27 protein-coding genes and 1 riboswitch are annotated in these 25,447 nt (G+C 65.3%); of the genes, 9 read left to right on the top strand and 18 right to left on the bottom strand.

Going from position 1 to position 25,447, the window contains the following annotated elements:
- Positions 1–62: 62 nt before the first annotated feature.
- Positions 63–1,178 (top strand): BTAD domain-containing putative transcriptional regulator, encoded by a 1,116-nt coding sequence (locus ACFYOW_RS03890; protein ID WP_387284261.1) that lies wholly within the window; start codon positions 63–65, stop codon positions 1,176–1,178.
- Positions 1,179–1,258: 80 nt separating this feature from the next.
- On the opposite strand, the gene ACFYOW_RS03885 is transcribed toward ACFYOW_RS03890, so the two are convergent.
- The 11 genes from ACFYOW_RS03885 to ACFYOW_RS03835 all read right to left on the bottom strand — a co-directional run bounded on the left by ACFYOW_RS03885 (position 1,259) and on the right by ACFYOW_RS03835 (position 12,656).
- Entirely contained in the window at positions 1,259–1,978 is a 720-nt protein-coding gene (locus ACFYOW_RS03885; RefSeq protein WP_387284259.1) for an MgtC/SapB family protein, read from the bottom strand.
- Between the two features lie 234 nt (positions 1,979–2,212).
- Positions 2,213–2,384, bottom strand: a riboswitch (M-box (ykoK) riboswitch).
- A gap of 98 nt (positions 2,385–2,482) precedes the next feature.
- Positions 2,483–3,109 (bottom strand): TetR/AcrR family transcriptional regulator, encoded by a 627-nt coding sequence (locus ACFYOW_RS03880; protein ID WP_387284257.1) that lies wholly within the window; start codon positions 3,107–3,109, stop codon positions 2,483–2,485.
- 61 nt (positions 3,110–3,170) lie between these two features.
- Positions 3,171–4,490, bottom strand: a complete 1,320-nt coding sequence (locus ACFYOW_RS03875) for a pyridoxal-phosphate dependent enzyme (protein WP_387284255.1) — start codon at positions 4,488–4,490, stop codon at positions 3,171–3,173.
- Positions 4,490–6,085 (bottom strand): decarboxylase, encoded by a 1,596-nt coding sequence (locus tag ACFYOW_RS03870; RefSeq protein WP_387284253.1) that lies wholly within the window; start codon positions 6,083–6,085, stop codon positions 4,490–4,492. The genes ACFYOW_RS03875 and ACFYOW_RS03870 overlap by 1 nt, the downstream gene beginning before the upstream one ends.
- Positions 6,082–7,374, bottom strand: coding sequence for a heavy-metal-associated domain-containing protein (locus tag ACFYOW_RS03865; protein ID WP_387284251.1), 1,293 nt, complete (start codon positions 7,372–7,374; stop codon positions 6,082–6,084). Before ACFYOW_RS03865 ends, ACFYOW_RS03870 begins: the two co-directional genes overlap by 4 nt.
- Positions 7,371–8,579 (bottom strand): aminotransferase class V-fold PLP-dependent enzyme, encoded by a 1,209-nt coding sequence (locus tag ACFYOW_RS03860; protein ID WP_387284249.1) that lies wholly within the window; start codon positions 8,577–8,579, stop codon positions 7,371–7,373. The genes ACFYOW_RS03865 and ACFYOW_RS03860 overlap by 4 nt, the downstream gene beginning before the upstream one ends.
- 226 nt (positions 8,580–8,805) lie before the next feature.
- On the bottom strand, positions 8,806–9,240 hold the full coding sequence (locus ACFYOW_RS03855) for a CBS domain-containing protein (RefSeq protein WP_387284247.1): 435 nt from the start codon (positions 9,238–9,240) through the stop codon (positions 8,806–8,808).
- Between the two features lie 84 nt (positions 9,241–9,324).
- Entirely contained in the window at positions 9,325–10,584 is a 1,260-nt protein-coding gene (locus tag ACFYOW_RS03850; protein WP_387284245.1) for a PucR family transcriptional regulator, read from the bottom strand.
- Positions 10,585–11,030: 446 nt separating this feature from the next.
- Positions 11,031–11,228, bottom strand: coding sequence for a hypothetical protein (locus ACFYOW_RS03845; protein WP_387284243.1), 198 nt, complete (start codon positions 11,226–11,228; stop codon positions 11,031–11,033).
- A gap of 191 nt (positions 11,229–11,419) precedes the next feature.
- The gene (locus ACFYOW_RS03840) at positions 11,420–11,656 is read right to left on the bottom strand and encodes a hypothetical protein (RefSeq protein ID WP_063040235.1); all 237 of its coding nucleotides are present in this window, start codon (positions 11,654–11,656) and stop codon (positions 11,420–11,422) included.
- 202 nt (positions 11,657–11,858) lie between these two features.
- On the bottom strand, positions 11,859–12,656 hold the full coding sequence (locus ACFYOW_RS03835; protein ID WP_387284241.1) for an SAM-dependent methyltransferase: 798 nt from the start codon (positions 12,654–12,656) through the stop codon (positions 11,859–11,861).
- Between the two features lie 353 nt (positions 12,657–13,009).
- On the opposite strand from ACFYOW_RS03835, the gene ACFYOW_RS03830 reads away from it, so the two are divergent.
- Together ACFYOW_RS03830 and ACFYOW_RS03825 are read left to right on the top strand one after the other, a co-directional pair.
- Positions 13,010–13,234, top strand: coding sequence for a DUF397 domain-containing protein (locus ACFYOW_RS03830; RefSeq protein WP_387284239.1), 225 nt, complete (start codon positions 13,010–13,012; stop codon positions 13,232–13,234).
- Between the two features lie 88 nt (positions 13,235–13,322).
- Positions 13,323–14,210, top strand: coding sequence for a helix-turn-helix domain-containing protein (locus tag ACFYOW_RS03825; RefSeq protein WP_387284237.1), 888 nt, complete (start codon positions 13,323–13,325; stop codon positions 14,208–14,210).
- A gap of 6 nt (positions 14,211–14,216) precedes the next feature.
- Here the strand turns inward: ACFYOW_RS03825 and ACFYOW_RS03820 are convergent, their stop codons facing one another.
- Both ACFYOW_RS03820 and ACFYOW_RS03815 read right to left on the bottom strand, forming a co-directional pair.
- Entirely contained in the window at positions 14,217–15,164 is a 948-nt protein-coding gene (locus ACFYOW_RS03820; RefSeq protein WP_387284235.1) for a carbohydrate kinase family protein, read from the bottom strand.
- Complete coding sequence (locus ACFYOW_RS03815; RefSeq protein ID WP_387284233.1) at positions 15,161–15,829, bottom strand: class II aldolase/adducin family protein; 669 nt, start codon at positions 15,827–15,829, stop codon at positions 15,161–15,163. The genes ACFYOW_RS03820 and ACFYOW_RS03815 overlap by 4 nt, the downstream gene beginning before the upstream one ends.
- A gap of 54 nt (positions 15,830–15,883) precedes the next feature.
- Between ACFYOW_RS03815 and ACFYOW_RS03810 the strand changes: the two genes are divergently transcribed.
- Positions 15,884–16,522 carry a TetR family transcriptional regulator gene (locus ACFYOW_RS03810; protein WP_387284231.1) on the top strand — a complete coding sequence of 213 codons (639 nt, stop codon included), beginning with the start codon at positions 15,884–15,886 and terminating at the stop codon, positions 16,520–16,522.
- A gap of 54 nt (positions 16,523–16,576) precedes the next feature.
- Here the strand turns inward: ACFYOW_RS03810 and ACFYOW_RS03805 are convergent, their stop codons facing one another.
- The 5 genes from ACFYOW_RS03805 to ACFYOW_RS03785 form a co-directional block, all read right to left on the bottom strand.
- A complete protein-coding gene (locus tag ACFYOW_RS03805; RefSeq protein WP_084508426.1) occupies positions 16,577–16,885 on the bottom strand; it encodes a hypothetical protein in 309 nt (102 codons plus the stop codon).
- Between the two features lie 231 nt (positions 16,886–17,116).
- Complete coding sequence (locus ACFYOW_RS03800) at positions 17,117–17,419, bottom strand: putative quinol monooxygenase (protein WP_040700936.1); 303 nt, start codon at positions 17,417–17,419, stop codon at positions 17,117–17,119.
- 32 nt (positions 17,420–17,451) lie between these two features.
- A complete protein-coding gene (locus tag ACFYOW_RS03795; protein ID WP_387284228.1) occupies positions 17,452–18,147 on the bottom strand; it encodes an SDR family oxidoreductase in 696 nt (231 codons plus the stop codon).
- Between the two features lie 50 nt (positions 18,148–18,197).
- Positions 18,198–18,695, bottom strand: a complete 498-nt coding sequence (locus tag ACFYOW_RS03790; RefSeq protein WP_387284226.1) for a DUF2599 domain-containing protein — start codon at positions 18,693–18,695, stop codon at positions 18,198–18,200.
- A gap of 115 nt (positions 18,696–18,810) precedes the next feature.
- On the bottom strand, positions 18,811–19,077 hold the full coding sequence (locus ACFYOW_RS03785) for a hypothetical protein (protein ID WP_387284224.1): 267 nt from the start codon (positions 19,075–19,077) through the stop codon (positions 18,811–18,813).
- A 355-nt stretch (positions 19,078–19,432) separates the two neighbouring features.
- On the opposite strand from ACFYOW_RS03785, the gene ACFYOW_RS03780 reads away from it, so the two are divergent.
- The 5 genes from ACFYOW_RS03780 to ACFYOW_RS03760 all read left to right on the top strand — a co-directional run bounded on the left by ACFYOW_RS03780 (position 19,433) and on the right by ACFYOW_RS03760 (position 25,433).
- Positions 19,433–20,611, top strand: a complete 1,179-nt coding sequence (locus ACFYOW_RS03780) for a lipase family protein (protein ID WP_387284222.1) — start codon at positions 19,433–19,435, stop codon at positions 20,609–20,611.
- A 262-nt stretch (positions 20,612–20,873) separates the two neighbouring features.
- Positions 20,874–22,277 (top strand): lipase family protein, encoded by a 1,404-nt coding sequence (locus ACFYOW_RS03775; protein ID WP_387284220.1) that lies wholly within the window; start codon positions 20,874–20,876, stop codon positions 22,275–22,277.
- 97 nt (positions 22,278–22,374) lie between these two features.
- Positions 22,375–23,400, top strand: a complete 1,026-nt coding sequence (locus ACFYOW_RS03770; protein ID WP_387284218.1) for a fused (3R)-hydroxyacyl-ACP dehydratase subunits HadA/HadB — start codon at positions 22,375–22,377, stop codon at positions 23,398–23,400.
- Positions 23,401–23,512: 112 nt separating this feature from the next.
- Positions 23,513–24,454: a helix-turn-helix domain-containing protein gene (locus ACFYOW_RS03765; RefSeq protein WP_387284216.1), complete on the top strand. Its 942-nt coding sequence runs from the start codon at positions 23,513–23,515 to the stop codon at positions 24,452–24,454.
- 136 nt (positions 24,455–24,590) lie between these two features.
- Positions 24,591–25,433: an SAM-dependent methyltransferase gene (locus ACFYOW_RS03760; protein ID WP_387284214.1), complete on the top strand. Its 843-nt coding sequence runs from the start codon at positions 24,591–24,593 to the stop codon at positions 25,431–25,433.
- Positions 25,434–25,447: the final 14 nt, after the last annotated feature.

Below are 25,447 nucleotides of genomic sequence, written 5' to 3'. Positions count from 1 at the left end.
ACGTGTCGGGGGTTAATGTTCTTGCTGGGCCAGCGGCTGGCCCAGTCGTAAGGAGTGCGACGATGGCCGAAATGCGGACGCAATTCGGTGTGCTCGGGCCGGTGCAGCTGTCGATCGATGGCGTCACGCAGCCGGTCGGCGGGCCGAAACAGCGCGCGGTGCTGGCGTATCTGGTGGTCAATGCCAATCATCCGGTCTCGGTGGATGCTCTGGCGCAGGCGGTGTGGGAGCAGAGTCCGCCCTCGGATGTGCGGGTGAGCCTGCACGCCATCACCTCGAATCTGCGCAAACCGCTGCGCGCTGCCGGAATCGACGCCCGCGGCGTAATTACCCAGGTCGGAACCGGTTACCGAATTGCGGTGGCCGATGGCGCAAGTGATGTGCAGCGGTTCCGGGCACGCAAGGAGGCCGGCCTGCGGGAGCTGGCGGCGGGTCGTTTCACGGCGGCGGCCGAAGCGCTGTCGAGCGCACTGCAGCAGTGGCGGGGCCCGGTGCTGTCGGATCTGCGCGGGCTCGGATTCGCCGACGCCTATGCCGCGGCGCTCGATGATGAACGGGTCGGTGTGATCGAGGCGCGGGCCTCAGCCGATATCGCGCGCGGGCGCGCGGACGCTGTTGCGGCCGAACTCGCCTTGCTCGTTGGGTCGCATCCGTTGCGAGAACCATTGTGGGAGAAGCTGATCACCGCGCTGTATCTGAGCGGGCGGCAATCCGACGCGCTCGGCGCGGTCCGGCAGCTTCGGACCACACTGGACGACGAACTCGGCGTCGACCCGGGCTCGGCGATCCAGGAGTTGGAGGCGCGGATCCTGCGCCAGGATCCGCTCACCGCCCGGGCGGTCGCCGATGTGACGATGACCCGGGCGACGACCATTGTCGAGCAGGCTGCGGCCGGGGCGCGGGCCGAATTGCGCGATCGGCGGGGCGAGGTTTATCCGATCACCGGATCGGTGACCCGGATCGGGCGGCTGCCCGATAACGACATCGTGCTCGAACACGGCAAGGTCAGCCGTCAACATGCGGTGATCGTGGACAACGGACTGAACTTCGTGATCAAGGATCTGTGGTCGTCCAACGGGGTGTACCTCGACGGTGTGCGCATCATCGACAGCGTGACGCTCACCGACGGCGCGGTGATCCGCATCGGCGAATTCGAATTCGTCTTCACGCTGATCTGAGCTGCGCGGCCGGATCGGTGGTGATCCGGCCGGAATCGGTGTCGTAGTCGCACAACTCGGCATATAGGAGCGCAGCAGGGTCATGCCCGAGCTCCGTCCGCGGTGTCGTCGACCGAGATATGCCAGCCGACGCTGGTCACCGACGGTTCCAGACTGAGTCGGCTCACCGCCGATTCCATCTGCCGGTCGTCGCGCTGATCGCCGGTGAGCTCGGCGCGCACCTCGACGCGGCCAGCGATATCGGTATTCGCACTGGCCACCGAGAGCAGTCGAAAGTCGGTGCGGGTCAACGCCTGAACCAGCAGTGCCCGCACATGCGCTTCCTGCTCATCGTTGGTCACCGCGACGAACACATAGAACGCGGGTTGTTCGGCGGCAGAATCGGGCTGGCGATCGACCGCACGTCCGGCGGCCCGTAGCGCGATATTGACCACCATTACCGCCACCGCGCCCGCGGCGGCGGTGGTGAACATGCCCGCACCGGCCAGCGCGCCGACCGCAGCCGAACACCACAGTGTCGCAGCGGTATTGAGCCCGCGCACATTCAAACCGTCGCGGATGATCACACCCGCACCGAGGAAACCGATACCGGAGACGATCTGCGCGGCCACCCGGGTCGGATCGGCGACACCGCCGTGGAAGCAGTGCGCCGAGAGCAGGACGAACAGTGTCGCACCCGCCGCGACGAGCGCATTGGTGCGCAGCCCCGCCATCCTGGCCCGATACTGCCGCTCGAATCCGATCACCGCGCCCAAGCCGACACCGGTCAGCAGCCGCAGGATCATCTCTACCGTTGACATTACGCACTCCCTGACTAGGTCGAGCGCACCATCGAACAGCAGGCTACGGGCTGGTCCCGCTCCGGAGCGCCGCCGCGGAGGTGTCGCCGGGTGAATATTCGGCTAACAGGGGTCTGGGACTATTACCGCCGGACATCCGGCTCACCTCCTTCCTCCGATCGGACGCACGGCACAGCCGGACGTCGTGTGTCATCGTCGCAGAGCACGTCAGAGGAATCCGGCAAACCGCCAGTCAAAGCCTCTCCTCGTAAGACCTTTGGCACTTCACGGCGTGAACCCGACAACCGCGGGAGCCAATCGGAATCACCCCTTAGGCCGGGGAGATCTGTCCTGACCCGGGGCGTCTCTCGACGTTCGGGGTCGCTGGCCTATATCCGTGAAGGAGCCTCAGCGAACGATCGGCACCTTGCGTTGGCCAGTAAACACCCGCATGGCCGGACTGGCAACCCGATGTGAGCCGCACAACGTCCAATCGCGCTGCGCCGGAGCCGAATGCGGACCGAATCAGGACTGGTACAGCGAGCGGTAGGCGGCCAGCGTGGCCACGCAGTGGTCGATCACCTGCTCGCGGGTGGCGCGCAGCGATCCGTTCAACCACGCCGAGAACATGCCCGCATTACCGCTGGCCATGGTGAGCGCGGCCAGTCTGCGGCGCACCGGATCATCGATGTGAGCGAACAGGTGATCCTGCAGGACCTTGGTGAAGACCGGCATGACCGCGACGGTGGTCTGGCCGAGGCCGGTACTCGAGTACGGTTCGACCAGGAACAGTCGGGACTTGCGCGGATCGGCCAGCACCTTGTCGACGAGGATCTCCGACAGCACGCGGTCGCGGGAGGGATCGGCGGCGGCGAACGCCGTCATCGGTTCCAGGAATTCATCGGCGACCTGCCGGTAGAGCACATCCAGCAGTTCGTCGCGGCTGGCGAAGCTCTCATAGAAGTACCGGTCGGTGAGATTGGCGCGTCGGCATACCGCACGCATGGTGACACCGCCCGCGCCCGATTCTCCGATCAGGTCGAGCGCGGCCTCGAGCAACGCGGAGCGGCGTGCCTCCCGACGTTCGGTGAGCGTGGTACCGCCCCAGATCCGAGGACCGGCATCGTCAGCTGATTCCTGGCCTTTTTGCACCCGCCCACACTAATGCCTGGCCGCAATGACCGGCTCAGCGCTGGGCCACACCGATCTGCGATCAGCCGCCGCGTTCGAGTGCGAATCCGGCATCGCGCCAGGCGACGATCCCGCCGCCGAGGCTGCTCGCATCGAAGCCGTCCTGGCGGGCGATGGCGGCGAAGCGCAGCGATAGTTCGCCGACCGGACAGACGAAGACCAGCGGGCGCGATCGGGAGAACGGGATGCCGTGGGTGAACATATCGTCTAGTTGGTCGTCGCGGATATTGATCGCGCCCGGCACATGGCCGATGCGATAGGCCATCGCGCCGCGGGTGTCCACGATGGTGGGCCGGGAGGTGCGGTCCAGTTCGGCCAATTCCTGCGGGGACACGGCCGGTGTCGCGGCGAGTTCGGCGGGGGTGGGTGCACGGCGGCGATCGGCGCGGTCGAAGAGTTCCGGTCTGCGTTTCTTGATATAGGACAGGTACGGCTCGAGCCGATCACAGACGATGAAGACCGCAACGACAGGTTCTTTCGATGAAAGTGCCTGCTCGCCAAGGGCTTCCAGCGCGGCGGCATAGCTCGCACCGCTGGTCGGACCGGCCAGGATGCCATACCCGGTGGCCAGCGCGAGCGTAGCGTCCACCGCCCGGGTGGAATCGACAGTGACTATGCGGTCGTAGAAATCGGGCTGGAACAGCCCGACATCCCACATCTCACTCTCCGAGCGGATACCGGGTATGAAGTCCGACCGATCGGAAACTACGGCGATACAACGCAATTCGGGATTGTGCTTGCGCAGATAGGTTGCGGTCCCACGGGTGGAGCCGGTGGTGCCGAGCCCACCGATCAGATAGTCGACGCGGGTGACGTCGTCGTCGGCCAGATCCTCATGGATCTCGCGGCCGGTGCCGTGGTGATGCGCCTCGATATTCTTCTCATTGGTGTACTGCGAGGCGTGATAGTAGGCGCCCGGCTCCTTGGCCATGGTCGCCTCGATCGCCGAATACACATCGTTCGGTGTGGTCGGGTCCGGACATTCGGACAGCCCGGGCAACTCCACGATCTCGGTGCCGAACAGCTGCAGCAGCTCTCGCACCTCCGCGACCTTGATCCGATTGGTTACCGCGCGCAGGCCGATGCCGTGTATCGCGCCGAGAATGCGCAGCGCCTTGGCGGTATTGCCGCTCGACGCCTCGATGAGTGTCTGCCCGCTCGCTCGGATCTCGTCGAGATCGTCGCGGATCATGCCCCAGGCCACCCGGTCCTTGACCGAGCCGAAGGGATTGTGCGACTCCAGCTTCGCGTACAGCTCGACATTGGCCAGGCCGTGCACGACCGGATCCAGCCGCAGCAGCGGCGTATTGCCGATCAGCTCGGTGATGTGGTCGTAGCGCATTACGGCGCTCCGGAGGGTCGGCGCGGCAGCGGACGACGCGGGCCGCACGGGGGAGTGCGGCGCGGTGGCGGCAGACCGGCGGGTATGAGCGGTTCATAATCGGTATCGCGATAGACCTGGAAACTGCCCGCGCGGTGCACGACAGCGAGTTTCGCGGGCAGTGCGTGCATCGACGCCGAGGCCGCGGACAGGTCCATGTGATAAGCACCGGTATTCGGGAACACCACCAGATCGCCCTGGCGCGGGCACTCGGGCAGCCACACCTTGTGGTTGGTGATCAGATCGCGCTCCAGGCACAGGCGTCCGGCGAAATACACACCGACCGGCCCGGATTCGACCACCGGACGCAAGGTCGGCATGGTGTCGGCGGCACTGCGCAGCGGCGTCACACCATCGCCCGGAAGGGCGTTGTGGACAGCAGCGCTGCTCGGCATATGCGCGATACTCGGCAGGATCACCGGATCGACCATGACCTCCTGATCCGCCGGGGTCACCTGATCCCGGCTCAGATCCAGATTCACCAGCACCGTGCCATCGGCGAGTTCCTTGACGAACTCCACCCGCGACACCGTCACCCCCGCATGATCGACCAGCGCCTTACCTGGCTCCAACCAGATATCGAGCATATTGTCACCGGCCACCTGGGCCACCGTGCGGCCACCGTGCCGCTCCAGCGCAGCGCCGAGCAGATCGTTCAACATCGCCGTCGCGGGCACCGTATTCGCATACTTGTGGAAGACCGGAATCCCGTGCACCACACCGTCATCCACGTGATAGCCGAAGGTATTGTTCGACCAGCTCATCGATTCGCCGCGGCCGAGCAGCGATTCGCGCAGCGCCCGGACATATCCGTCGAAGCGGTCCGCATCGGCGGTGAACACCTGTCGGAAGCCGCCGCCGATATTCAACACCGACGGGCCGAGTCCGCGGTCGTAGGCGCGCTCGACCAGCTCCAGGCAGGCGTCGATGGCTCGGATGCGTTCCGCGGCGTCACCGGAGTCGATATGAAAGGCGAAGCCGAGGAACGCGATTCGCCGGCGATTGGCCGACAGCAGATCCAGGGCTTGGTCCACATGGGCCAGCGGCACACCGAACCGGCTCACCGCCGTCTCGTCGAAACCGGAAACTCGCAGCAGCACCGGAACTCTCGCACGGTCGCCGGCCAATTCGGTGATCCGCCGCAGCTCCCACAGATTGTCGACATTGATGGTGACGCCGCAGTCGATCAGATCACGCAGGAACGCTTCACCTTTCGGCCCGGTCACCTCGATCCGCATCGGGCCGAATCCGGCCCCGATGGCACTGGCCAACTCCTGCGGAGAAGCGACATCGATGGCGATACCAGCATGTTCGGCGGTGCGCACCAAGGCATGCGATTGATTTACCTTGTGCGCGTAGCAGATTCGGTAGCGCACGCCACTGCTGTCGAGTACGGCGCGCAACTGTTTCAGATTCTCCGAGTAGACCTGCGGAAACACCAGGTGGGTCGGTGATCCGAAGCGAATCAGCGTCTCCTCGACGGCATCGCGGGTATCGAGAAAGGCGCGCACCAGCGGATGGATCTTCGCGGGTAGCGCCGGTAGCGGTGCCGTCATACGACGGTTTCCGTGGGCTGGGACCGTGGGGATGTCAATGCGGTTCGCGCCGGTTTCTCGGCCACCGGGTTGTAGCCGCCGTCGCGGATCGACTCGAAGGCGCGGGCCCGATTGCGCGGACTGCGGAATTCGGCGACCACCCGTTTACTGGGCAGATCGATCTCGATCACCTTGATGCCCATCGTCTCCAGCACCCCGGTGATCGTGCGGACACAGTGCTGACAGCTCATATCCGGCACATAGAAGATCCGGTCCTCGGCGCTGGCAGGCGCGTCGGCGGTCAGTTCGTCCAGCTCCGCACCCACCTCGGTGATCCGGATTCGCTCGGCGAGTTGTTCGAAGATCTCGACGAACTTGTCCACCACCAGCGGCAACAGGTTGTAGTGCCCGCCGCCGAGGTGATGGGGCATGGCGGCCAGGCAAGAGGGGCGGGTATTGGCGGGCAGCAGCGCGTATTGGCGGGAGATGAGATCGAGATCGTCGTGGTATTTCGCGATGGCCGCGTCGAGGCTCAGTCCCTCGACTCGGGTCGCTCGCCGCATCACCGTGTGCGCGTCCTCGATGGTGGCGTCCTTCATCGCGCGCAGTGTCGCCACGGTGTCGGCGGTGTAGCGCACCGTGCCGTCCGGTTGGGTGGCCAGCGTCACCGGGATCATGCCGCGCCGGTAGGTGGAGGCCTGCAGTTCCCAGAACCAGCGGGTGGCGACCGCCGAGAAGATGCCGGAATTGTGTATGCCCCTGGCGAATTCAGCCGCACTGCGATAGGGCGTCTGCCGCGCCAGCAGTGCGTGCTGGGCCAATGCGCGCCCGGTGGCCTCGACGCCGACGCGGAAGATTTCGATCGGATCGTGATCGGTGGTGGTGCCCTCCAGCACCGCGTGTTCGCGCGGGCCGAGGCGGTCGACCCGTTGTGTCAGTGCGGAATTCGCGGCGATGGCATGCCACAGCACCAGCACGGTTTCGCGCATGGCGATGGGCACCAGCGGGCCGAGGCCGTCGGCGCGGAAGTGTCCGGTATTGGGGACGCCGTCGCTATCGGTCCAGGCGATGCGGTGCGTCGCGCTGGTGACCTGCGCGGGCTGGCACGGCCGCATGAACTGCTGCAGGTACAGCCGCTGCGAATAGGTGAGGTGACTGTCGGGCTCGGGACGCAGTGCGGCGCAGGTGTATTCGATATGTCGACGCGACGGGACCGCGATCGCACTGGCGAACAATCCGGGTTGGGCCAAGCCCGCCAGCACCCGGGACGCCGCCCGCCGGTCATAGCGCGGGGTGTCGCCCATTCTCATATGACCTCCTCGGCAATCGTCTTGACGCAGGTCGCGAACCGGTCGATCTCCTCGACGGTGTTGTAGATGTGCGTGCTGACCCGCACCGAGTCCGTGGCGTCGTCGCCAGCCCGGGGTGAGCAGTGTAAGCCGGTGCGGACCAGAAAACCCAACTCGCTCAATACGAATCCGAGATCGGTCGCGGAAATGCCTGCGAGCGTGAAGGACACGATGCCGTAGCCGATCGCGCACGGCGCATGCGCCGGACCGGGCAGGAATTCCAGCCCGGGCACAGGACGCAGATTGTCGATGAGCCGCAGCGTCAATTCGCGATTGTGCGCGGCGATCACACCGACATCCAGCGATTCCAGCACCTCCAGTGCGCTGCCGAGAGCCAGGATGCCCGGGATGTTCTGGGTGCCGCCCTCGAGCAGTTCCGGCATGCCGGTCGAGGTCAATCCGGCGTCGGTGAGGTCGACCCCGGTATTGCCACCGGGCAGGAACGGCAGCAGCCGATCGTGAACTCTGCGGTGGCAGTAGAGGATTCCGGTGCCGGGTGCGCCGAACATCTTGTGCGCGGCGAAGATCGCGAAGTCGGCGCCGAGTTCGGTCACATCCAGCGGCATATGCCCACCGCTCTGACTGCAGTCGAAGCACAGCAGAATCCGGGGATCGAGTTTGCCGCGCAACTCCTCGAGCGTGGTGAGTCCGCCGAAGACGTGGTGCAGATGGCTGGTGGTGATCAGCCGGGTGCGCGGCCCGACCTTGTCCAGGATGTCCGCGGTATCGGCTTCGCCGAGTTCGGTCGCCCGGTAGGGGACCAGCTCGATGCGCCGACCGAAGCGCGCGAGCACCTGACGCAGATGGTGCCACGGATGCACATTCGAGGCGTGATCGCGTGGGTTGTAGAGGATTTCGTCGCCGTCATCGAGTTCGGCCAGCCCCCAGGACAATGCGACGGCATTGAGCGCCGCGGTCGCGCCGCCGGTGAAGACCACCTCCGCGGGCGATTCGGCGCCGATGAAGGTCGCCATGCGATCGCGGACCCGGGCCAGGCGGGTGGTGAGGTTGGTAGCCCACGGGTAGGTTCCGCGACCGGCGTTGGCGGTACGCGAGCTGTGATAGCGGTGGATGGTCTCGATGACCGGCAGCGGCTTCTGCGTCGTGGCCGCACTGTCCAGATAGATCTCCGTGGATTCGCCCAGCGCCGGAAAGAGTTCGCGCACGGTCGCGAGGGGCGACGGCGCCGGAATCCGCGGTGCGGACCGGGTGGCCGGTCGGGCTAGGTGCGTCCCGGACGCAGATGACCGCAAGGTGGCGCTCCCTCCGAGAACCGCGCTGGACGCCACCAACGATACGCACTTTCGGTGACGACTTCGAAGGATTCTCGTAGCCAACGTCTTTCGGCAAGTCGCAGCTACCAAGGGCCCTGTCGCGGATATCCGCGACAGTTCAGTACTGCCCCTGTACGTACTCGACCAGATGCTGGCGTTCGGTGGCCAGTTCGGAGATCGCGCTCTTGACCACATCGCCGATGCTGACGATGCCGATCAGGCGGCCGTCGCGGACCACGGGCAGGTGCCGGACGCGGTGCTCGGTCATGGTGCCGCGCAGTCCGTCGACTAGGTCGTCGGGTGCGCAGGTGCGCACATCGACGGTCATGATCTCCGAGACCGGCGTATCCAGCAGCGCGGCGCCACGCGCGTGCAGACTGCGCACCACATCGCGCTCGGAGACAATGCCGACGATCCGGTTGCCGTCCGGCGATACCACCACCGCCCCGATATTGTGCTCGGCGAGCGTGCCGAGCAGGGTCCGTACCGTGGTCTCGGGCGCGACGGTCGCCACGTCGCTGCCCTTCCTGTGCAAGATCTCCGCTATTCGCATAATCCACCATCCAGAGGTCGCAGCACTACTAGGATGACGCCTTTGTGATCTCGTGACCAGCACAAATCCGCATCAGGCTGGAATCTACAACCGTCGGGCGACGCTGCGGTCCAGATCGCGCGCGAGCAGGGCGATGGCGGCCTGTGAGATGCCTGCCGAGGTGGCCAGATCGATCGAGGTCAGCTGGGCGATGCGGCGTAGCCGGTAATCGACGGTATTCGGGTGCACATAGAGCTGGCGCGCAGTGAGCTGGCGATTCATATCGTTGCCCAGGTAGGCGCGCATGGTGTCGAACAGTTCGGGATGGGCGTCGAGTGGATCGAGAATGGTCGCGATGCGTCGAGTGGCCGGGCCGCCCCGGGTGAGCTGGTACTCCACGGCCAGGTCGGCCATCTGGTACAGGCCAGGATTGCGACCGCCGACCCGCACCAGATTGAGTAGTTCGTGGGCTTGATCGGCGGCGTCGGGTATCTGATCGGTCTCGCTGGTGACCAGCGTGGCAGTGAGCGCGACCTCGGCGGATTCGGCAAGCAGTTGCAGTGTTTCGGCAGTCAGGACCGGCGCATCGTCCTCGATCGGGACCAGTAGCGTGCCGCCCTTTGTGCTCAGCAGAGCGAGCGCCCGGGATTCGAAGGCGGTGGCCAGTTCCGATTGCAGGCGGCGCAGTTTTCTGCGGGCGGCGACATGGCCGTCGACGCGTGGATCGCGCTCGTCCGGATGCTCGGGAATCGATAGCGCGACCACCTGGTACGAGTCGGCGATCGGAATGCCGGCCTGGCGGGCGAGTGCGGAACTGCCGCGACCGCTCAGCAGCGCCGAAGCCAGCGTCTGCGTCGCGGTCTGGTGTTCGCGCGCGACGAGATGCTGTTCCTCGACGTAGGCGTCCGAAACCGCCGCGGTGATCGCCTCCAGCAGTTCGAGCATGAGGTCGGTGGCGACCAGCAGTTCATCGATATCGTCGGCCTTGGCGCGCGCGGTCACCAGCCCGAACGCGATGCGCAGGCCCTCGTGGTAGGCGCGCAGGATAGTGCCGAGCGGCACCGCCTCGCGGGCCCATTGCGCCGCCGCCTCCCTGACCTCGCCGAGCTGTTCTTCGCCGGGAACCGTGCGCTTGTCGAACATTTCGGCGGCCAATGCCAGGCAGCTGCGGGTCAGCTTGGTGACATCGCCGCGTAGCTGCTCGCCGGGCAGCGTGCGACACGGCGCCATACAGGTCGCGAAGTAACCGACCATGCGCGAGGCGACGCGGTCGGTATTGAGTAGGGGAATCGACGCGGGCTGGCCGCCGATCTCTAGGACAGGGTCCGTCGGGTCGACGGACAGATCCAGCGCGGAGAAGGTCATACGCGTCGCTCCAGTGCCACATCGGACGTGATAGATCTGCGCCCGAATCGTTGCATCACTATACGAAATGGTTATGAACCGCGGAAGACTACGCGAAATCTATTGCGGCGCGGCAACGTTGTGCACTTGTCCACATGCGGGCCATGTCCCGTGGTGGGAAGCTCCAGCGCCCGACGCGAGTTGTCGAAAATCCGTGACCAGTCGTCTTAACGTTGGCCTCGGAACCGACGTTGGCGTGTGATCGGCTGCGCCAGCGTGGCGCGGGTCCAGATGCGACAGTGCACGACGTCACCTCCCGGACGGCTGTGATCAGGACATGTCCGTGCACCTGACGACGATGTCCGCGCCGCGCACGGCATCCATTGCGCTGCAAGCACTCGACCCGGCCGTACATCCGAACCTGGTGTGCGCCTTGAACTCCCGGGTCGTCGGCGGCGCAGCCGAAGCTAGGCCGCGCCTTGCTGGTTTTGCAGTTCGGAATCGATTACGACTGCGCCGCTGCGGATTTCGCGCTCAATCGCGATGGCGGCGTAGTGCTGGCCGCTGGCACGCAGTTCGGCGATGCGTCGCTGCAACGCGTCGGTGCCGTAAGCCGCGGCGATATCGGCGATCCCGAGTCGACCGGCGACGCGTGGTGGATTCATGCGAATGCCCCCTGTGGCTCTGGCGCCGAGAGATCCCGATGGCGACAGCAGCACGGGCTCTCGGGTGCGAAACTCCCTTGTCGCACCCGAGTTTAAAGCGGCGTGTCGTGCAGATGCAAGTACATCCGTACGAACATCGCTGCGTGCGAAGCGATTTGGGGCCGTGTCAGTGGAACCGTCGGGGTCGAACGTTATTCGTCGTCCAGTCCGGCGGAGAGGTAGGCCGCGGCGGCAAGCCACTGGCGGCACTGCGGGCCGTGTACCTCGTGCAGGTGCAGGATCTCGCGGGCCTGCCGATAGGTGAGGCCGCGCGGTTCGACACCGCAATCGAGGGGCGCATACTCCGGCGCCGAGCATTGCCGCAGGGTGTCGATCCCGGATCCGCCGGCGATCGTGGCCCCGCGCGGAGTTCGGAATGGCGTACTCATCTCGACCGCCCCTCGCGTCTACCGGATGGGGAGGTGAATGTGGTGACGCCGGCGCGAACTCCCTGCGTACCTCCCCGATTCTGGTTCCGAGTTTAGGCCGTCGGCACTTACAGATGCAAGTACATTTGCACGAACGACCAACAGAAATATGAACGGCAGTCGTCGACCGGGTGGTCGATGACCGCCGTTGTGCCGCTTGCGCTTAGCGCTTGCGCGCGACCGCGCCGTAGGCGGAGATCGGCCGGACCTCGCCGACCTCGGCGGCATCGGTGCGCCACTGGGTGATCGATACGAATCCGGGATCGACCAGTTCCAAACCGTCGAATACGGCACGGATTTCGGCCTGGGGTCGGGGAACATAGGGCACGCCGCCGGTGCCGGTGTAGTTCTCACACAGCGTCACATACTCCTTGCTGTCGTCGGTGCCGTCCCACATGACCAGGAAACTGCCCGACGGCACCGCGGCGAGCACCGTGCGCACGATGCGAAGCAGCTCGTCGTAGGACTTGGCGTGGCCGAGCACGCCCATGAACATCACGCCGACCGGCTCATTGAAATTGAGCACGTTGCGGGCGTCGGCGATGATCTGCTCCGGATCGTGGTAATCGCAATCGACGTAAGTGGTTACGCCCTCGGGAGTCGTGCTGGTGAGCAGCGCTCGCGCCATGGTGAGGACCAGTGGATCGTTGTCGACATAGACGACCTTCGAGTCGGGCGCGACGCTCTGGGCGACCTCATGGGTGTTCTGCATCGTCGGCAGGCCGGTTCCGATATCGAGGAACTGGCGGATGCCCTCCTCGCCCGCCAGGTAACGCACTGCGCGAATGAGGAACTGACGCGACTGCACGGCCATGGTGGTGATGTCCGGATCCACCTCGACGCCGGCATCACCGGCGATCCGGTCGATTTCGTAATAGTCCTTACCACCCATCCAGTAGTTCCAGATGCGCGCGGAATGCGGGATGTCGGTCCGGATGAGCGGGGTTTGGTCGTCGGACATGGGGCTGGACTCCTCGGCGAGCTGATAAACGGTGAACCGGACTGCTCAGGCGGCGGGTGTCGGGATTGGCTGGCACGGCCGATGTGCACTGTGACAGTACAAGATTCGCATCGACTCGACCTGCGGGATGGAGTAGTCGATCACCCATCTCGGGTGGGTCGCGTGCAGCACTCGCGTAACGCGTTGAACAGGGGTCACGAAGGGGACCGGCAGGTCTGAATTCTTTTGTGCCGCATAGGGGAGCTTCGTGCTATCTTGCAGATGTAGGTGCAAATGCAAGAACGTTTGAGCGCACATCTGCAAAGTCGCTCGAGCGTACATCTCACACTGGAAGCAGCCGAGGAGTGGGGAAGATGTTCGACACCGGTACACCCAAGATCAAAGGCACGTGGCGCAAGAGCTCGTTCAGCGGTCCGTCGGGCGGTAACTGCGTCGAGGTCGCCGAGGCGTCGGATGGTTCGATCGCCGTTCGCAATTCACGCGACCCGGAAGGTGGCATCCTGTTCTACACTCGACCGGAGATCGACGCGTTCGTGCGCGGCGCGAAGGCCGGGGAGTTCGACGACCTGACTAGCTGAGCGGTAACATAGGCGATCGGTGCGGTGTGTTTTCAAACGTGGTATTTGTGACACACTGTGGTCAAACCCGAGTATCGGAGATGACTTCATGATCGCAGAACCCGATGACGACGGTCGTGTGCAATCGGTTGTAGTGGAACGTGGTCCGACCGTGTTGCGGATCGCGCTGGGCGGGCAGTTGCGTGACCTGCGGGTGAAGAATGGCATCACCCGTGAGGCCGCAGGTGACGCCATCCGCGGTTCGCACGCCAAGATCAGTCGTCTCGAGTTGGGGCGCACCGGATTCAAGGAACGCGATATCCGCGACCTGCTGACCCTCTATGGCGTCACCGACGCCGAGGAGCGGGAGCGATTCCTGGATCTGGCCAGGCAGGCGAACGAACCAGGCTGGTGGCATCGCTACAGCGATCTGCTGCCGTCCTGGTTCGGCACCTACCTCGGCTTGGAGCAGGCCGCGACCAAGATCCGTACCTACGAGGCGCACCTGGTGCCCGGGTTGCTGCAGACGCCCGAATATGCCAGGGCCGTAATGTCACTCGGGTACGAGGACGCCGATATGGATCGCCGCGTGCAGGTCCGCATCCGTCGGCAGGAGGTGCTGCGCCGAGCCGAGCCGCCGATCATCTGGGCGATCATCGACGAGGCCGCGCTGCATCGGCCGGTCGGTGGTTCGCGGGTGCACCGCGAGCAGATGGAACACCTCATCGAGCTGGCGGAACTTCCGAATGTCACGGTGCAGGTCCTGCCGTACTCGGCGGGCGAACACGCCGCTGCGGGTAGCTCGTTCAGCATCTTGCGTTTTGCCGAGACCGAGCTGCCCGACATCGTCTATCTCGAACATCTGACCAGTGCGCTGTACCTGGATCGGAAACAGGATCTGGCGCTGTACCTCTCGGTCATGGACCGCCTGAGTGTGCAGGCCGAGGCACCCGGCGAGTCGCTGAAGATCCTCGCCGAGTACGCCAAGAACGCCTGAACCTCGCTATCGACCCGGCTCGTTCGGGTCGATAGTGCGTGTTTCGGCTGCGAACGCGTCCACCGCGGCGAGATCGAAATCGCCGTGGTCGCTGCCGAGTCCGCGGGCGACCAGTGCCGCGACCGCATTGCCGAGGATCGCAGCGGCACGCAGATTCCGGCCCAGTGCGATCGCACGGATGAAACCAGCGGAGAAGGCATCACCGCACCCGGTGGTGTCGACGACGTCCACGGCGAACGCGGGAATGTCCTGATAGTTGTCGGGACCGACGAGTAGGGTGCCGTCGGCGCCCCGCGTGACCGCCAGGATGCAAGCGCCCGCGTCCTTCAGCACCTCGCAACCCGCCACCAGGTCGGTGGTACCGGTGAAGCCGAGCACTTGTTCGTCATTCGGGAGGAAGTAGTCGGTATGCGGGAGGACTTCGGCGATGGCGTCGAGGCTACCGAGTGCGCCGGGCGCGATCAGATCGACCGAGGTGCTGACGCCATTGTCCTTGGCGTGCCGCAGGATTCGCGCCGCAGATGCCGTGCCGATCAGTTCCGGACCACCCAGGTGCAGATGGTCGGCGGCGGCGATCGCGGCCCAATCGACATCATCGAGGGTGTAGAACGGGTTGGCGCCCAACAGATGCAGGCTGGGGCGCTCCCCATTGGGGCGGATCGGCAGCACCGACGAAGAGGTGGGCTGATCTTCCTTGCGCACCACCAGTTTCGTATCGATGCCGGCCTTGGCGAGCAGACCGAGCAGGATATCGCCGGAGGTGTCCGCGCCGATCGCACCCGCGGTCCGCACGCTCGCGCCGAGTTTGGCCAATGTCAGCGCGGTACCCGCGGCCGTACCCGCCGCGGTGATGCGGATGTCCTCGACCAGTGCGGTCTGCTGCCCGTCCGGTATTGCCGCGACGGGTCGGACCAGGATATCCAAAACATGGGCACCCAAAGCGATTACGTTCATTCGGTGTCCTTCTCCAGCGGTTTGCGGGTGCCGTATCCGGTGCGGAGTGCAACCTCGACGACCGCGGCCTGCTGCTGTTCGGTGAGTTCGCGCGGCCTGGCGATCGTCATCGCGTCCAGGTACAGCGCGCAGGCCCATTCCAGCAGCAATGCGGATTCGACGGCCTGGTCCAGCGATGCGCCGATGGTGACCGCGCCGTGATTGGCCAGCAGCGCGGACTGCTTGCCCTGCAACGCCGTTCGCACCGCATCGGCGAGTTCGACGGTGCCGAAGGGATGGAACGGGGCGACCCTCGTCGCACCGCCGAGCAGCAGCTGCTGGTAATGGATGACCGGCAGTTCGTCGAGCACACAGGCGATGGCCGTCGCCTTGGGCGCATGGGTGTGCACGACCGCCTGCGTGGCGTAGGTGCGATAGATATCGAGATGCAAACCCAATTCGGAGGTGGGCGTGTAGCGTCCAGCGACCACCTGACCCGCCAGGTCGACCACCGTGACGTCGTCGGCGATGACCTGCGCCAGCACCGCGCCGGTGGCCGTGACGGCGACCAGATCGCCGCAGCGCAGGCTCACATTACCCGCGGTGCCGATCAGCAGTCCGTGTGCGGCCAGGCGCTGACAGGCCGCCGCTACCTCGGCGCGTTCGGTTGGTGCGGTGCTGGTCATCCGGATACTCTACCCAAACCTGAATATGATTCACATTACGTTCGGAGGTATTCCGTGCCGATCCGTGCACTACCCGAGGCGGGCCTGCGTCGCGTGCCGATTCAGGCGCGCAGCCGGGAGCGGTTGGCGCGGGTGCTCGAGGTGGCCGATCGCCTGATCGCCACGGAGGGCGTCGAGGCGCTGACCATGATCAGAGTGGCTGCGGAGGCACGGATTTCGGTCGGCTCGCTGTATCAGTACCTGCCGGATCGCGAGGCCGTCGTCGAAACCCTCGCCGCGGCCTATATCGAGCAATTGGAGGCCAAGGCGGCCCTGCTGCTCGAGCTCGCGCGCGCCGAGCGCTGGGACGATCCGATCGGCGTGCTGGTGGATGCGTTCGCCCAGGTCTACCGGGACGAGCCGGGCTTCCGTGCGCTGTGGTTCGGCAAGGATTTCAACGAGGCCGCTCGGGCCGCCGATCGCGAGCACAAACGCCGGATGGCGGTGACGCTGCGGGAGGTCATGCTTGCCCAGGGCGCCGTCGCCGATATCGAAGGACTCGATATCGCCTGCCGCGCCGCCCATCTCATGGGCGATGCCGTCCTGCAGGAGGCGTTCCGATCCGATCCCGACGGCGACCCGAATCTGTTGCGCGAGGCCAAGGTCGCACTGCGGGCATATACGGCACAGTGGGCATCGCCGACCGAGGCGTAACGCAAATTCGGCTGCGCTGCTACATCATTGGACGCAGTGGTCGGTACTTACCGGTCACTGCTTGATGAAGCTGGAGGCGATGCGCCAGAAGGTCGCCGGTTGCAGGGTTTCGATGTCCCAGTCGTCGGCCATCGCGTGCGCGGTGGTGACGATCCGGTCGATGTCGAAATCGTGTCGAGTGGCCGCACCGGTTGACTCGACGGCATCGATGACGAAAGCGACTGCTGTTTCTCGCGAGTACGCGGTACTGCGCTGTCCGCTTCGGGTCGACGGTGTGCTCATAGTTGTTATACCGTTCGCTGGCTGGTCGGCCAGTGCGGCTTCGGCGATTCCGAGCCGGCCGCCGTGAAGTGGTTGGTCCATTCGAACGCCCCTGACGTCTGGCGGCAGCAAACCCCTGGCGACATCGGCCCTTGGTTCACCCACGCGGCCTCCCCTGGTTGTCCCCTGTAATGCCTTGCGGGACTGAGTTTAGGTCGGTGTGCCTTTCATTTGCAAGCACATCTGCACGATCGATTGTGCCTTCGCAGTTGGGTTTTCGCACCTGCTAATCATCCGCGAACCGGCGCGGATGCGAGGGCTAATTCGGCGCGATCATTTCGCATTGATCACGACATCGGTGCTGTAGTGCACCTGAGTGCCCGGCTCCACATATCGGTCGGCGGCGCAGCGCCAGGCCAGGAAATGCTCGGTGAAACGGTGCGCTTCGGCGGCCTCCTCATCGATATAGACCTGGTAGAGGAAAAACCGGTGCGGATCAACCCGGTCGGCGCACACATCGAATCGCAGGCAACCGGGTTCCTCGCGCACCGATGCGGCGGCACTGCGACTGACCACATCGAGGAATTCGCCGCGGGATCCGGGTCGCAGCTTCAGGGAAGTGATACGGCTGAACACGGTTACGTTCTCCAATCTGGCGGCGAAAAATATCAATCGGTAAGTGCGGCACCGCCTTCGGCGACCGACTGGCTACCGATATCCGCGACTGCGCGCGTTACCGAAATGTCGCCTGCGACGAGTTCCAAAGTGGTGTGCGTGGTCTGTGACGCGCGCAGAATTTCGGCGAGGACGACGGCGACGTCGGCCCGCGCGATGCTGCCGAAGGGCAGTGGCGGCGTGCTCAACAAGACCCGGTCGGTCGCGGCGGTATCGAGCAGCCGACCCGGGCGCAGGATCGTCCAATCGAGATCGCGGGCGCGTAGATCGTCCTCGGCCTGGGTCTTGGCGTCGATGTAGGCGGCCCAGACCTCATCGGTGCCAGGGGCGGGCGGCTTACCCGCGCCCATCGTGGAGATCTGCACGAACCGCCGGACACCGGCGGCCTCCGCGGCATCGGCCAACAGCACCGAACCGCCCTTGTCCACCGTGTACTTGCGGGCGGCCCCGCTGCCCGCGCCGACGCCCGCGGCGAAAATCACCGCATCGGAACCCTTTACGACGGTGGCGAGCTCGGCCACCGTGCCGTGCTCGAGATCGAAGACGACCGGTCGTGCGCCGGTGGCCGCGACCTCGTCCGCGTGATCGGCATCGCGGATCAGGCTCTCGACCTCGTCGCCGCGCTCGGTCAGTATTTCGCCGAGCAGTAGCGCAATCTTTCCGTGTCCGCCTGCGATGACGACGCGCATATGGGGGTCCTTTCAGGCCGTAGCGATTGCTTGCAGATCGCTCGAAATGGTCAGCGTTCGGGTCCTCCGGGATTACACGATGCCTGGACAGTGGCCTGATAGCCCACGGCAGGCCGCCAGGGTTCCAGATTCCAGCTCTCCTTGCTGGGCTGCACCATGCGGGCCCAGACCCAGTGACAGACGAACTGGTCGCGCATACCGGGCGTATCGGCGTCGGGGGAGTGCGTGAGCACCTCTTGCCACGCCCGTTCCTCGGTATCGGGGAAGGCTTCGCGCCGCCCGGCCTCGGTGGGGTAGACCTTCAGGCGAGCACCGTCGACGCCCTCGGTCCAGGTGGTGTGGTCGATGAGCGGCATATCGGCGTAGGGATCGACGCTCGGCAGCGCGGCAAGGGCAGTGGTGGTTACGGCCGCGGCCGTGGGTGTCGTCGTCGTGGCTACGGCCGCCGGCGTCTCGTCGGAGCCGCACGCCGTGACGGCCGGGGCCAGCGCGCCACAGCACAGCAGCGCGGCACCCCATCGTGCCCATTCGGTATTCCGCTGGGTCAACGTCGATCCTCCCGCATGGTGTCCACCATCCGAGAGTAGTCATCGTGCGGCGATGCAACAGCCATACCGGGATGTGGCGGCCGAGTGTTTACAGCAGCGACGCCGCCGGCCACGGTCAGTGCCACAGCGAGCGGCACGGCAGTCGGCGCAGTCCCGGTCGCACCCTGCTGTCGACCGTCACGGTGAGCCCGGCGTTGAGCGCGGCCGAGGTGAATTCCCAGGCCTCGGTTCGGGTGGCGGCGTACTCGAGCACGAGTGCGTCCTCGGCGGTCGGACCGTCGAAGTAGACGGTGACCCGGCGCGTCGGTGGATCCTGGATATCCATCGGATACACCGAGTTTTGCTCGGGGGAATCCGTTCCGGACTTCACAGTGCCGTCCATGCCACCGTCTCCTTCCGACCCGACTTGCCGCGTCGATAGGTGTGACGGTAAGTCGCGCACCATGGTGCAGAACATGGTCCGGCCGATCGGCTGGACATGTCACAGACACGACACCTCGCGATCGGAGACAGTCACGAAGGCGCCGGGCCGCCGACCACTGTTCGAGCGCCCGAGAGTTGTGATTTCTCAAAACATTTCGCTTGCCCTTTGCCTTCGCGACAATCGCCGTCGACTATGTTCCCAACGTTGGACCAAACTCTCTCCCGGAGGCAATACGTCGATGAGACAGGCCCTGCGTAGACCGATTCGCGCAGCCGGCGCCGTGATTCGAGCGACCGGCAAACGGTCGCTGGCCATGACGATCGGTCTGCTGATGGTGCTGACGGCGGCGGCTGGCGTCGCCCACACCACTCCTCTGTATCCCAGCCCTGATCCCGACCCTTTCTACGCCACCCCGCCCGATCTGGCGGATAAGAAGCCCGGTGATGTGATCGCGACGCGGGCGATGCCCCCGCTGGCGATCTTCCCGGATACCACCGTTACCGTCGTGCGCTTCCGTTCCACCAGCTCCGAAGGTCAGCCGATCGCGGCGACCACCACGGTGCTCACCCCGAAGGCGCACGCCCCGGACGGCCCCTTGCTCTCCTACCAGCACATCATCAACGGTCTCGGTGCCGAGTGCTCGGTATCGCGGGTGCTCTACACCGGCGATCCGAACCTCATCGTCCGGGAGGCGCCGGGCTGGAATGTGCTGCTCTCGCGCGGCTGGAGCGTCGCGCTGCCGGACCACCTCGGTCCGAATTTCGCCTACGGCGCGGCCAAATTGGGCGGCATGATCACCCTCGACGGCATCCGGGCGGTGAAGCAGGTCGCCGAATTGCAGGTGCAGAAGAGCCCGGTCTCGATGGTCGGCTACTCCGGCGGCGGCATGGCTACCGCATGGGCGGCCGCACTGGCGCCCAAGTACGCGCCGGACGTGGAGATCGCCGGCGCCGCGATGGGCGGTGTGCCGATGAATTTGGTGACCATGCTGGAGACCCTCGGCCTCAACTCGCATCCGGTCTTCGGGCTCGCCCTGGCGGCCGGACTCGGCCTGGAGCGGGAGTATCCCGACCGCTTCCCGCTCAGCGACCAACTCAACGAGCGCGGCCTCGCCGCACGGACCGCCATCGCCAATAGCTGCACCAACGACATCCTGGCCGCGGGCGCGGGGCGTGGGGCACTGGACTTCGCGAAGTCGACCTCGATGATCAACGATGCCACCGCACGCGCGGTGGTCGAGGAGAACAGCCTCGAACTCTACGACGGCGTGCCGAAAACGCCGATCTTCGAATGGCATTCGCCGATCGACGGACTCATTCCCGTCGATGCGGTGGTGAATACCGATAAGCGCTGGTGCGCGGCCGGGGCGCGGGTGCAGTCCGAGCAGATCCCGGTACCCGACCATCTCACGGCCGCGGTCCTGGGCATTCCGGCGGCGCTGAATTGGTTGGACGCGCGATTCCGCGGGGAGGTGGCGCCGAGCAACTGTTAACGAGCACAAACAAACTGGTGCGGATCCGGCGGATGCCGGATCGCGACCGAGCCGGATCCGCATTGCTGGACAAGCGGATTCGGCTCGGATTGTTGCGATTCGGCGACGTGACACACACAACTCGGGCACAGCGGGGTATCCGCGCGGGTTCCCTCGGTTAGCCTGACTTCCTGGCCTCGGCACTCAGGGGCATTTCGGGGGTCGAAGGCACCATAAAACCCGGGCGCCAGGGAACCCGATGTCGACCCTGGGGCGTGTGCCAATGAAGTGCCTGCGTGTCATCGTTTTCGTGCTGTTGCTTGTGTTTCCGGTCGCGGTGGGGGAGGCGGCGGCCGAACCGCCGCCCGCTATTCCCGGCCTGCCCGCGTTGCCGATTCCGACCGATGCCGGTTCGATACTGCCGGATCTGCAGCAGTGGATCGACAGCGTCATCCCGCCGCCACCGATTGCTGTCGGGCCGCATTTCTCCGGTCCGATGCAGGAGGCCACCACCATGTCTCCGGCGCTGGCCGCGCTGCGCCAGGCTTCGGCGCCGAGCGCTATCGGTGATCCGGCCTTCGACGCGTGGCCGGCGAACCTGGACGATTACGCGCCCGGCGAGCTCGTGGAGGTGCGCGATGTCAGCGCGACGGCCGCACCGCTGGTATTGGTTCCGATTCGGCAGGCGCTGCTGTTGAAATACCGCACCGCCGATTCGCGCGGTGCGGCGTCGTATGCCACTGCGACATTGATCATTCCGGCCACCGCATGGCCCGGTCCGGACAGCCGACCGGTCGTGGTGAACAACCTCCCGATCGATGCGCTCGGCCGGGACTGCAACCCCGGCTACACCTTCTCGCATGGTTGGTCACGCAATACCAGCATCACCGACTTCCTCCCGCCCACGACGCAATTGGCGGCATTGCGCGGATACGCGGTGCTGATTCCGGATCACGAGGGACCGTGGATGGCTTACGCGGAGCCCTACGTCGCCGGACATGCCGTGCTCGATGCCATCCGCGCGGTGCGCGGATTGCGCCCCGACGAATTCGGCGACAGCCGATTCGGGATGACCGGCTACTCCGGCGGCGCCATCGCCACCAAGGGGGCGGTGAAGCTGATCGACAGCTACGCCCCGGAATTGGCCGGATCGATCGTGGGTGCCGCGCTCGGCGGTGTACCCGCCGACTACGAAATCCTCGGACGCAGCATGAACGGCAACCTCGCCTCGGGGGTCTTCCTGGCCGCGACCTTCGGCGTCGGCCGGGAGCGTCCGGAGATCCTGGCCAGCATGAACAACCTGGCGCAGTGGGCGGCGACATCACCGCTGAAAGACCTGTGCGGCAGCGTATTCGGTGCGGTCGGGTTGTTGATGCTGCCGATCGATATCGCCGCCAGGATTCCGGATCCGCTGCACTCCGAGGTCGCCACCGAGATCTACAACGTGACGCGCATGGCGGGCATGAAGTCCGCGACACCGCTCTACATCTACAACGGTGAGCAGGAATTCTGGATTCCGGCCGAGGGCGCGCGCAACCTCTACCGGGAGCAGTGCGGCCTCGGTGTCTCGGCGGTGTATCGCAGCGTCCTCGGTGAACACATCATCGCAGGCGGGCTCGGCTATCCGGACGCGATGATCTGGCTGGATCAGCGCCTGCAGGGGGTGCCGGCACCCGATGAATGTTGAGAGACTTATGGCGGTCAGCTATTAGTGTTGCAACTGGCACCCGGGGCGCGATTTATGACACGTGACGGTTTTGAGTGGATCTGAACAAGCTAGCGCGATGGTGGGGCGCCACTATCGAATGTCCGACCATTACGAGGTCGGGCGGGAGAAGGTCCGCGAATTCGCCCGTGCGGTTCGCGGCGTCCATCCTGCGCACTATTACGAGGAGGCGGCGTGGCAGCTCGGCTACGACGGGCTCGTCGCACCACCCACCTTCTCCGCGATCATCTGGCTGCTGCTCCAGCGCAAGATGTTCGATTCGCTGCTGACCGGCTACGACATCAGCCAGGTGCTGCATACCGAGCAGAGCATCCGGGCGCACCGGCCGCTCGTCGCCGGTGATCAACTGCGCTGCGACACCTATGTCGAATCGTTCCGGCAGTTCGGCGATATGGACTTCATGGTCATCCGGAGTCTGCTCACCAATCAGTACAAGGAACTGCTGCAGACCGCGCACACCACCGTGGTGGCCCACACCGGCGCCGGTGTCGCCACCGAGCTGGTCACTGCGGTCGACGGCGTCATCATGAGCGGCGAGGCGCTGAGCCAACGGCAGGACGCCACCCGGCGGCCGGAGCATGCGTTGGACGGCGGTGTCGTCGAATGCTTCGACGACATGTTGCCCGAGGACGGTGTGGACGAGCCACCGGTGCGGGTGCCGTGCGGCATCGAGTTCGACGAGCTGCAGGTGGGTACCGAACTGCCCGCCCGCGTCGTGCCGCTCTCACGCGGTGATCTGGTGAATTATGCTGGGGTGTCGGGTGATTCGAATCCGATCCACTTCAGCGAGCATGTCGCGGTCGCCGCGGGACTGCCGGGCGTGGTCTCGCACGGCCTGCTGACCATGGGTCTGGGCGCGAGCTACCTCACCGACTGGCTCGGCGATCCGGCCGCGATCAGCGAATACGGTGTGCGGTTCGCCGGATTCGCCCCGGTCTCGGCGACCCGGCAGTGCGAGATCGAATTCCGCGGGCGGGTCAAAGCATTGGATCCGGATCGCCGCGCGGCGACCATCGCGCTCACCGCGATCTGCGACGGCCGCAAGCTGTTCGGCCGGGCCGGTGCGGAGGTGCTGCTGCGCTAACCGAAGCCGGGCCGAAGATATTGGGGGATGTCCTTGCAGATGTACGAATACTTGTGGAAATAGGGCATTTTGGTTCTAGAGAGTCGCGGCTATTTCATGGCAGACTCATCGAATGCGTGCTTCGGAAGTGCGACATTCATTTTCCGGCAAGAACCCTGCTGCCGACGGTGGACCGACCGTGCTGCGGATGATGCTCGGCAGCCGGATGCGACGGTTGCGCGAGACCTGTGACATCTCCCGCGAGGATGCGGGCGAGGCGATCCGCGGTTCCCATTCCAAGATCAGTCGACTCGAGTTGGGGCGCACCGGTTTCCGGGAACGCGATCTCCTCGATCTGCTTACGCTCTACGGGGTCACCGACCCGGATGAGCGCGAGGAGTTCAGGGAGCTCGCGCGCCAGGCCAACGCCTCGGGCTGGTGGCATCGCGACAGCGATTGGTTGCCGAAGTGGTTCGACACCTATCTCGGACTCGAGCAGGCCGCCAAGCTGATCCGCGGCTATGAGCCGAGAGCGGTGCCGGAACTGCTGCAGACCGCGGACTACGCGCGGGCACTGCTGGCCATGGCACATCCGGCCGAATCGGCGGAGGGGATCGCACGGCGGGTCGCGCTGCGGCTGGGCCGTCAAGAGATCTTGCGCCGCCCGCATCCGCCGCAGCTGTGGCTGATCGTCGAGGAGGCCGCGCTGCGCCGACCGATCGGCGGGTCGACGGTATGGCGAGCCCAGCTCGAGTATTTGCTGCGCATCGCCGAGGAGCCGCACATCACCGTGCAGGTGCTGCCCGATCATGTCGGCGGTCCGGCGTTGGCCGATGGTGCGTTCACCATGTTGCGCTTCGCCGAAGCCGATCTCCCCGACATCGTCTATCTGCAGCAACTCACCAGTGCGCTGTATCTGGACAAGACCGCCGACCTCGACGCGTACCGCGCGGTCGCCAATCAACTATCGGTGCATGCCGCGCCACCCGAGTACACCCCGGGATTGCTGCGCGCCCTGTGCGAACGGCATCCGGAGACGCTCGATCACCCGGCCGCGGCCGGCGATTCGCGGTGATACGCCGAAAACAATAAGCGGGACAATCGAACTCGGCGTGGTGCGCTGCCATGCCGGGTTCGTCAAGTGCGTACGGTGTGATGCCGGGGCTCATACGATAGGAACCGCACATGTCCCGTGGACGAAGGTGTTGACAATGACCGACGATGCTGCGCCCCCGACTCGGCTCGACCGGGAGATCGATCAGAGCAAACCGAGTATCGCCAGGGTCTATGACTATCTGCTCGGCGGCAAGGACAACTACCTGGTCGACCAGGAGATCGGTGATCACTTCAAGCTGAACCTGCCCGGTTCGGTGGCGATCGCCTTCACCAGCAGGCAGGCACTGATCCGCGGGGTGCGCGATATGGCTCGCGCGGGGATGCGGCAGTTCATCGACTTCGGCAGCGGTCTGCCGACCGCCGACAATGTGCATCAGGTCGCGAAGCGGCACACCGCCGACGCCCGGGTGGTCTACGTCGACAATGATCCGATCGTGCTCGCGCACGGTCGCGCGCTGCTGGCTACCGATAAGAACACCACGGTGATCCAGGCCGACGCCCGCGATCCCAAATCGATCCGAGATCATCCGGATGTTGCGCGGCTGATCGATTTCGACCAGCCCGTCGGCGTCATCTTCAGTTCGATCCTGCACCACTTCAACGACGACGAGGATCCGGCCGCCGTGGTGCGCTTCTGGAACGACCAGATTCCTTCCGGCAGTCACGTATTGATCACGCACTTCCGATCCGGGCACAATCCGGAGACCACCGCGGCCGAACAGAAGCTGCAGGCCACCTTCGGGCGCGGCCGCTGGCGCGATACCGAGGAGATTCGCGACCTCTTCGGCGACCTCGAAGTCCTCGAACCCGATATCGTTCCGTCGGCGCAGTGGCGACCGGACGTCGCCGCCGGTGACACGGCGTCGGTCGGCAGCTCCGGGCGCGAGCTCACCGTCTGGGAGCAGCTCATCGTCACCGGGCTGGCACGGAAGCCTTGATACGAATCACACCG

Origin of the sequence: Nocardia sp. NPDC006982 (assembly GCF_042869435.1) — a bacterium.
In the GTDB taxonomy this organism is placed as follows: domain Bacteria; phylum Actinomycetota; class Actinomycetes; order Mycobacteriales; family Mycobacteriaceae; genus Nocardia.
Note: the sequence above shows the minus strand (reverse complement) of the source record. Positions and strands in the feature narration are given on the sequence as shown.

Coding starts and splice junctions, on each gene's coding strand:
- ACFYOW_RS03890 (WP_387284261.1), top strand. CDS start 63: ATGGCCGAAATGCGGACGCAATTCGGTGTGCTCGGGCCGGTGCAGCTG.
- ACFYOW_RS03885 (WP_387284259.1), bottom strand. CDS start 1,978: ATGTCAACGGTAGAGATGATCCTGCGGCTGCTGACCGGTGTCGGCTTG.
- ACFYOW_RS03875 (WP_387284255.1), bottom strand. CDS start 4,490: ATGCGCTACGACCACATCACCGAGCTGATCGGCAATACGCCGCTGCTG.
- ACFYOW_RS03870 (WP_387284253.1), bottom strand. CDS start 6,085: ATGACGGCACCGCTACCGGCGCTACCCGCGAAGATCCATCCGCTGGTG.
- ACFYOW_RS03865 (WP_387284251.1), bottom strand. CDS start 7,374: ATGAGAATGGGCGACACCCCGCGCTATGACCGGCGGGCGGCGTCCCGG.
- ACFYOW_RS03855 (WP_387284247.1), bottom strand. CDS start 9,240: ATGCGAATAGCGGAGATCTTGCACAGGAAGGGCAGCGACGTGGCGACC.
- ACFYOW_RS03850 (WP_387284245.1), bottom strand. CDS start 10,584: ATGACCTTCTCCGCGCTGGATCTGTCCGTCGACCCGACGGACCCTGTC.
- ACFYOW_RS03845 (WP_387284243.1), bottom strand. CDS start 11,228: ATGAATCCACCACGCGTCGCCGGTCGACTCGGGATCGCCGATATCGCC.
- ACFYOW_RS03840 (WP_063040235.1), bottom strand. CDS start 11,656: ATGAGTACGCCATTCCGAACTCCGCGCGGGGCCACGATCGCCGGCGGA.
- ACFYOW_RS03835 (WP_387284241.1), bottom strand. CDS start 12,656: ATGTCCGACGACCAAACCCCGCTCATCCGGACCGACATCCCGCATTCC.
- ACFYOW_RS03830 (WP_387284239.1), top strand. CDS start 13,010: ATGTTCGACACCGGTACACCCAAGATCAAAGGCACGTGGCGCAAGAGC.
- ACFYOW_RS03825 (WP_387284237.1), top strand. CDS start 13,323: ATGATCGCAGAACCCGATGACGACGGTCGTGTGCAATCGGTTGTAGTG.
- ACFYOW_RS03820 (WP_387284235.1), bottom strand. CDS start 15,164: ATGAACGTAATCGCTTTGGGTGCCCATGTTTTGGATATCCTGGTCCGA.
- ACFYOW_RS03815 (WP_387284233.1), bottom strand. CDS start 15,829: ATGACCAGCACCGCACCAACCGAACGCGCCGAGGTAGCGGCGGCCTGT.
- ACFYOW_RS03805 (WP_084508426.1), bottom strand. CDS start 16,885: ATGGACCAACCACTTCACGGCGGCCGGCTCGGAATCGCCGAAGCCGCA.
- ACFYOW_RS03795 (WP_387284228.1), bottom strand. CDS start 18,147: ATGCGCGTCGTCATCGCAGGCGGACACGGAAAGATTGCGCTACTGCTC.
- ACFYOW_RS03785 (WP_387284224.1), bottom strand. CDS start 19,077: ATGGACGGCACTGTGAAGTCCGGAACGGATTCCCCCGAGCAAAACTCG.
- ACFYOW_RS03780 (WP_387284222.1), top strand. CDS start 19,433: ATGACGATCGGTCTGCTGATGGTGCTGACGGCGGCGGCTGGCGTCGCC.
- ACFYOW_RS03775 (WP_387284220.1), top strand. CDS start 20,874: ATGAAGTGCCTGCGTGTCATCGTTTTCGTGCTGTTGCTTGTGTTTCCG.
- ACFYOW_RS03770 (WP_387284218.1), top strand. CDS start 22,375: ATGGTGGGGCGCCACTATCGAATGTCCGACCATTACGAGGTCGGGCGG.
- ACFYOW_RS03765 (WP_387284216.1), top strand. CDS start 23,513: ATGCGTGCTTCGGAAGTGCGACATTCATTTTCCGGCAAGAACCCTGCT.
- ACFYOW_RS03760 (WP_387284214.1), top strand. CDS start 24,591: ATGACCGACGATGCTGCGCCCCCGACTCGGCTCGACCGGGAGATCGAT.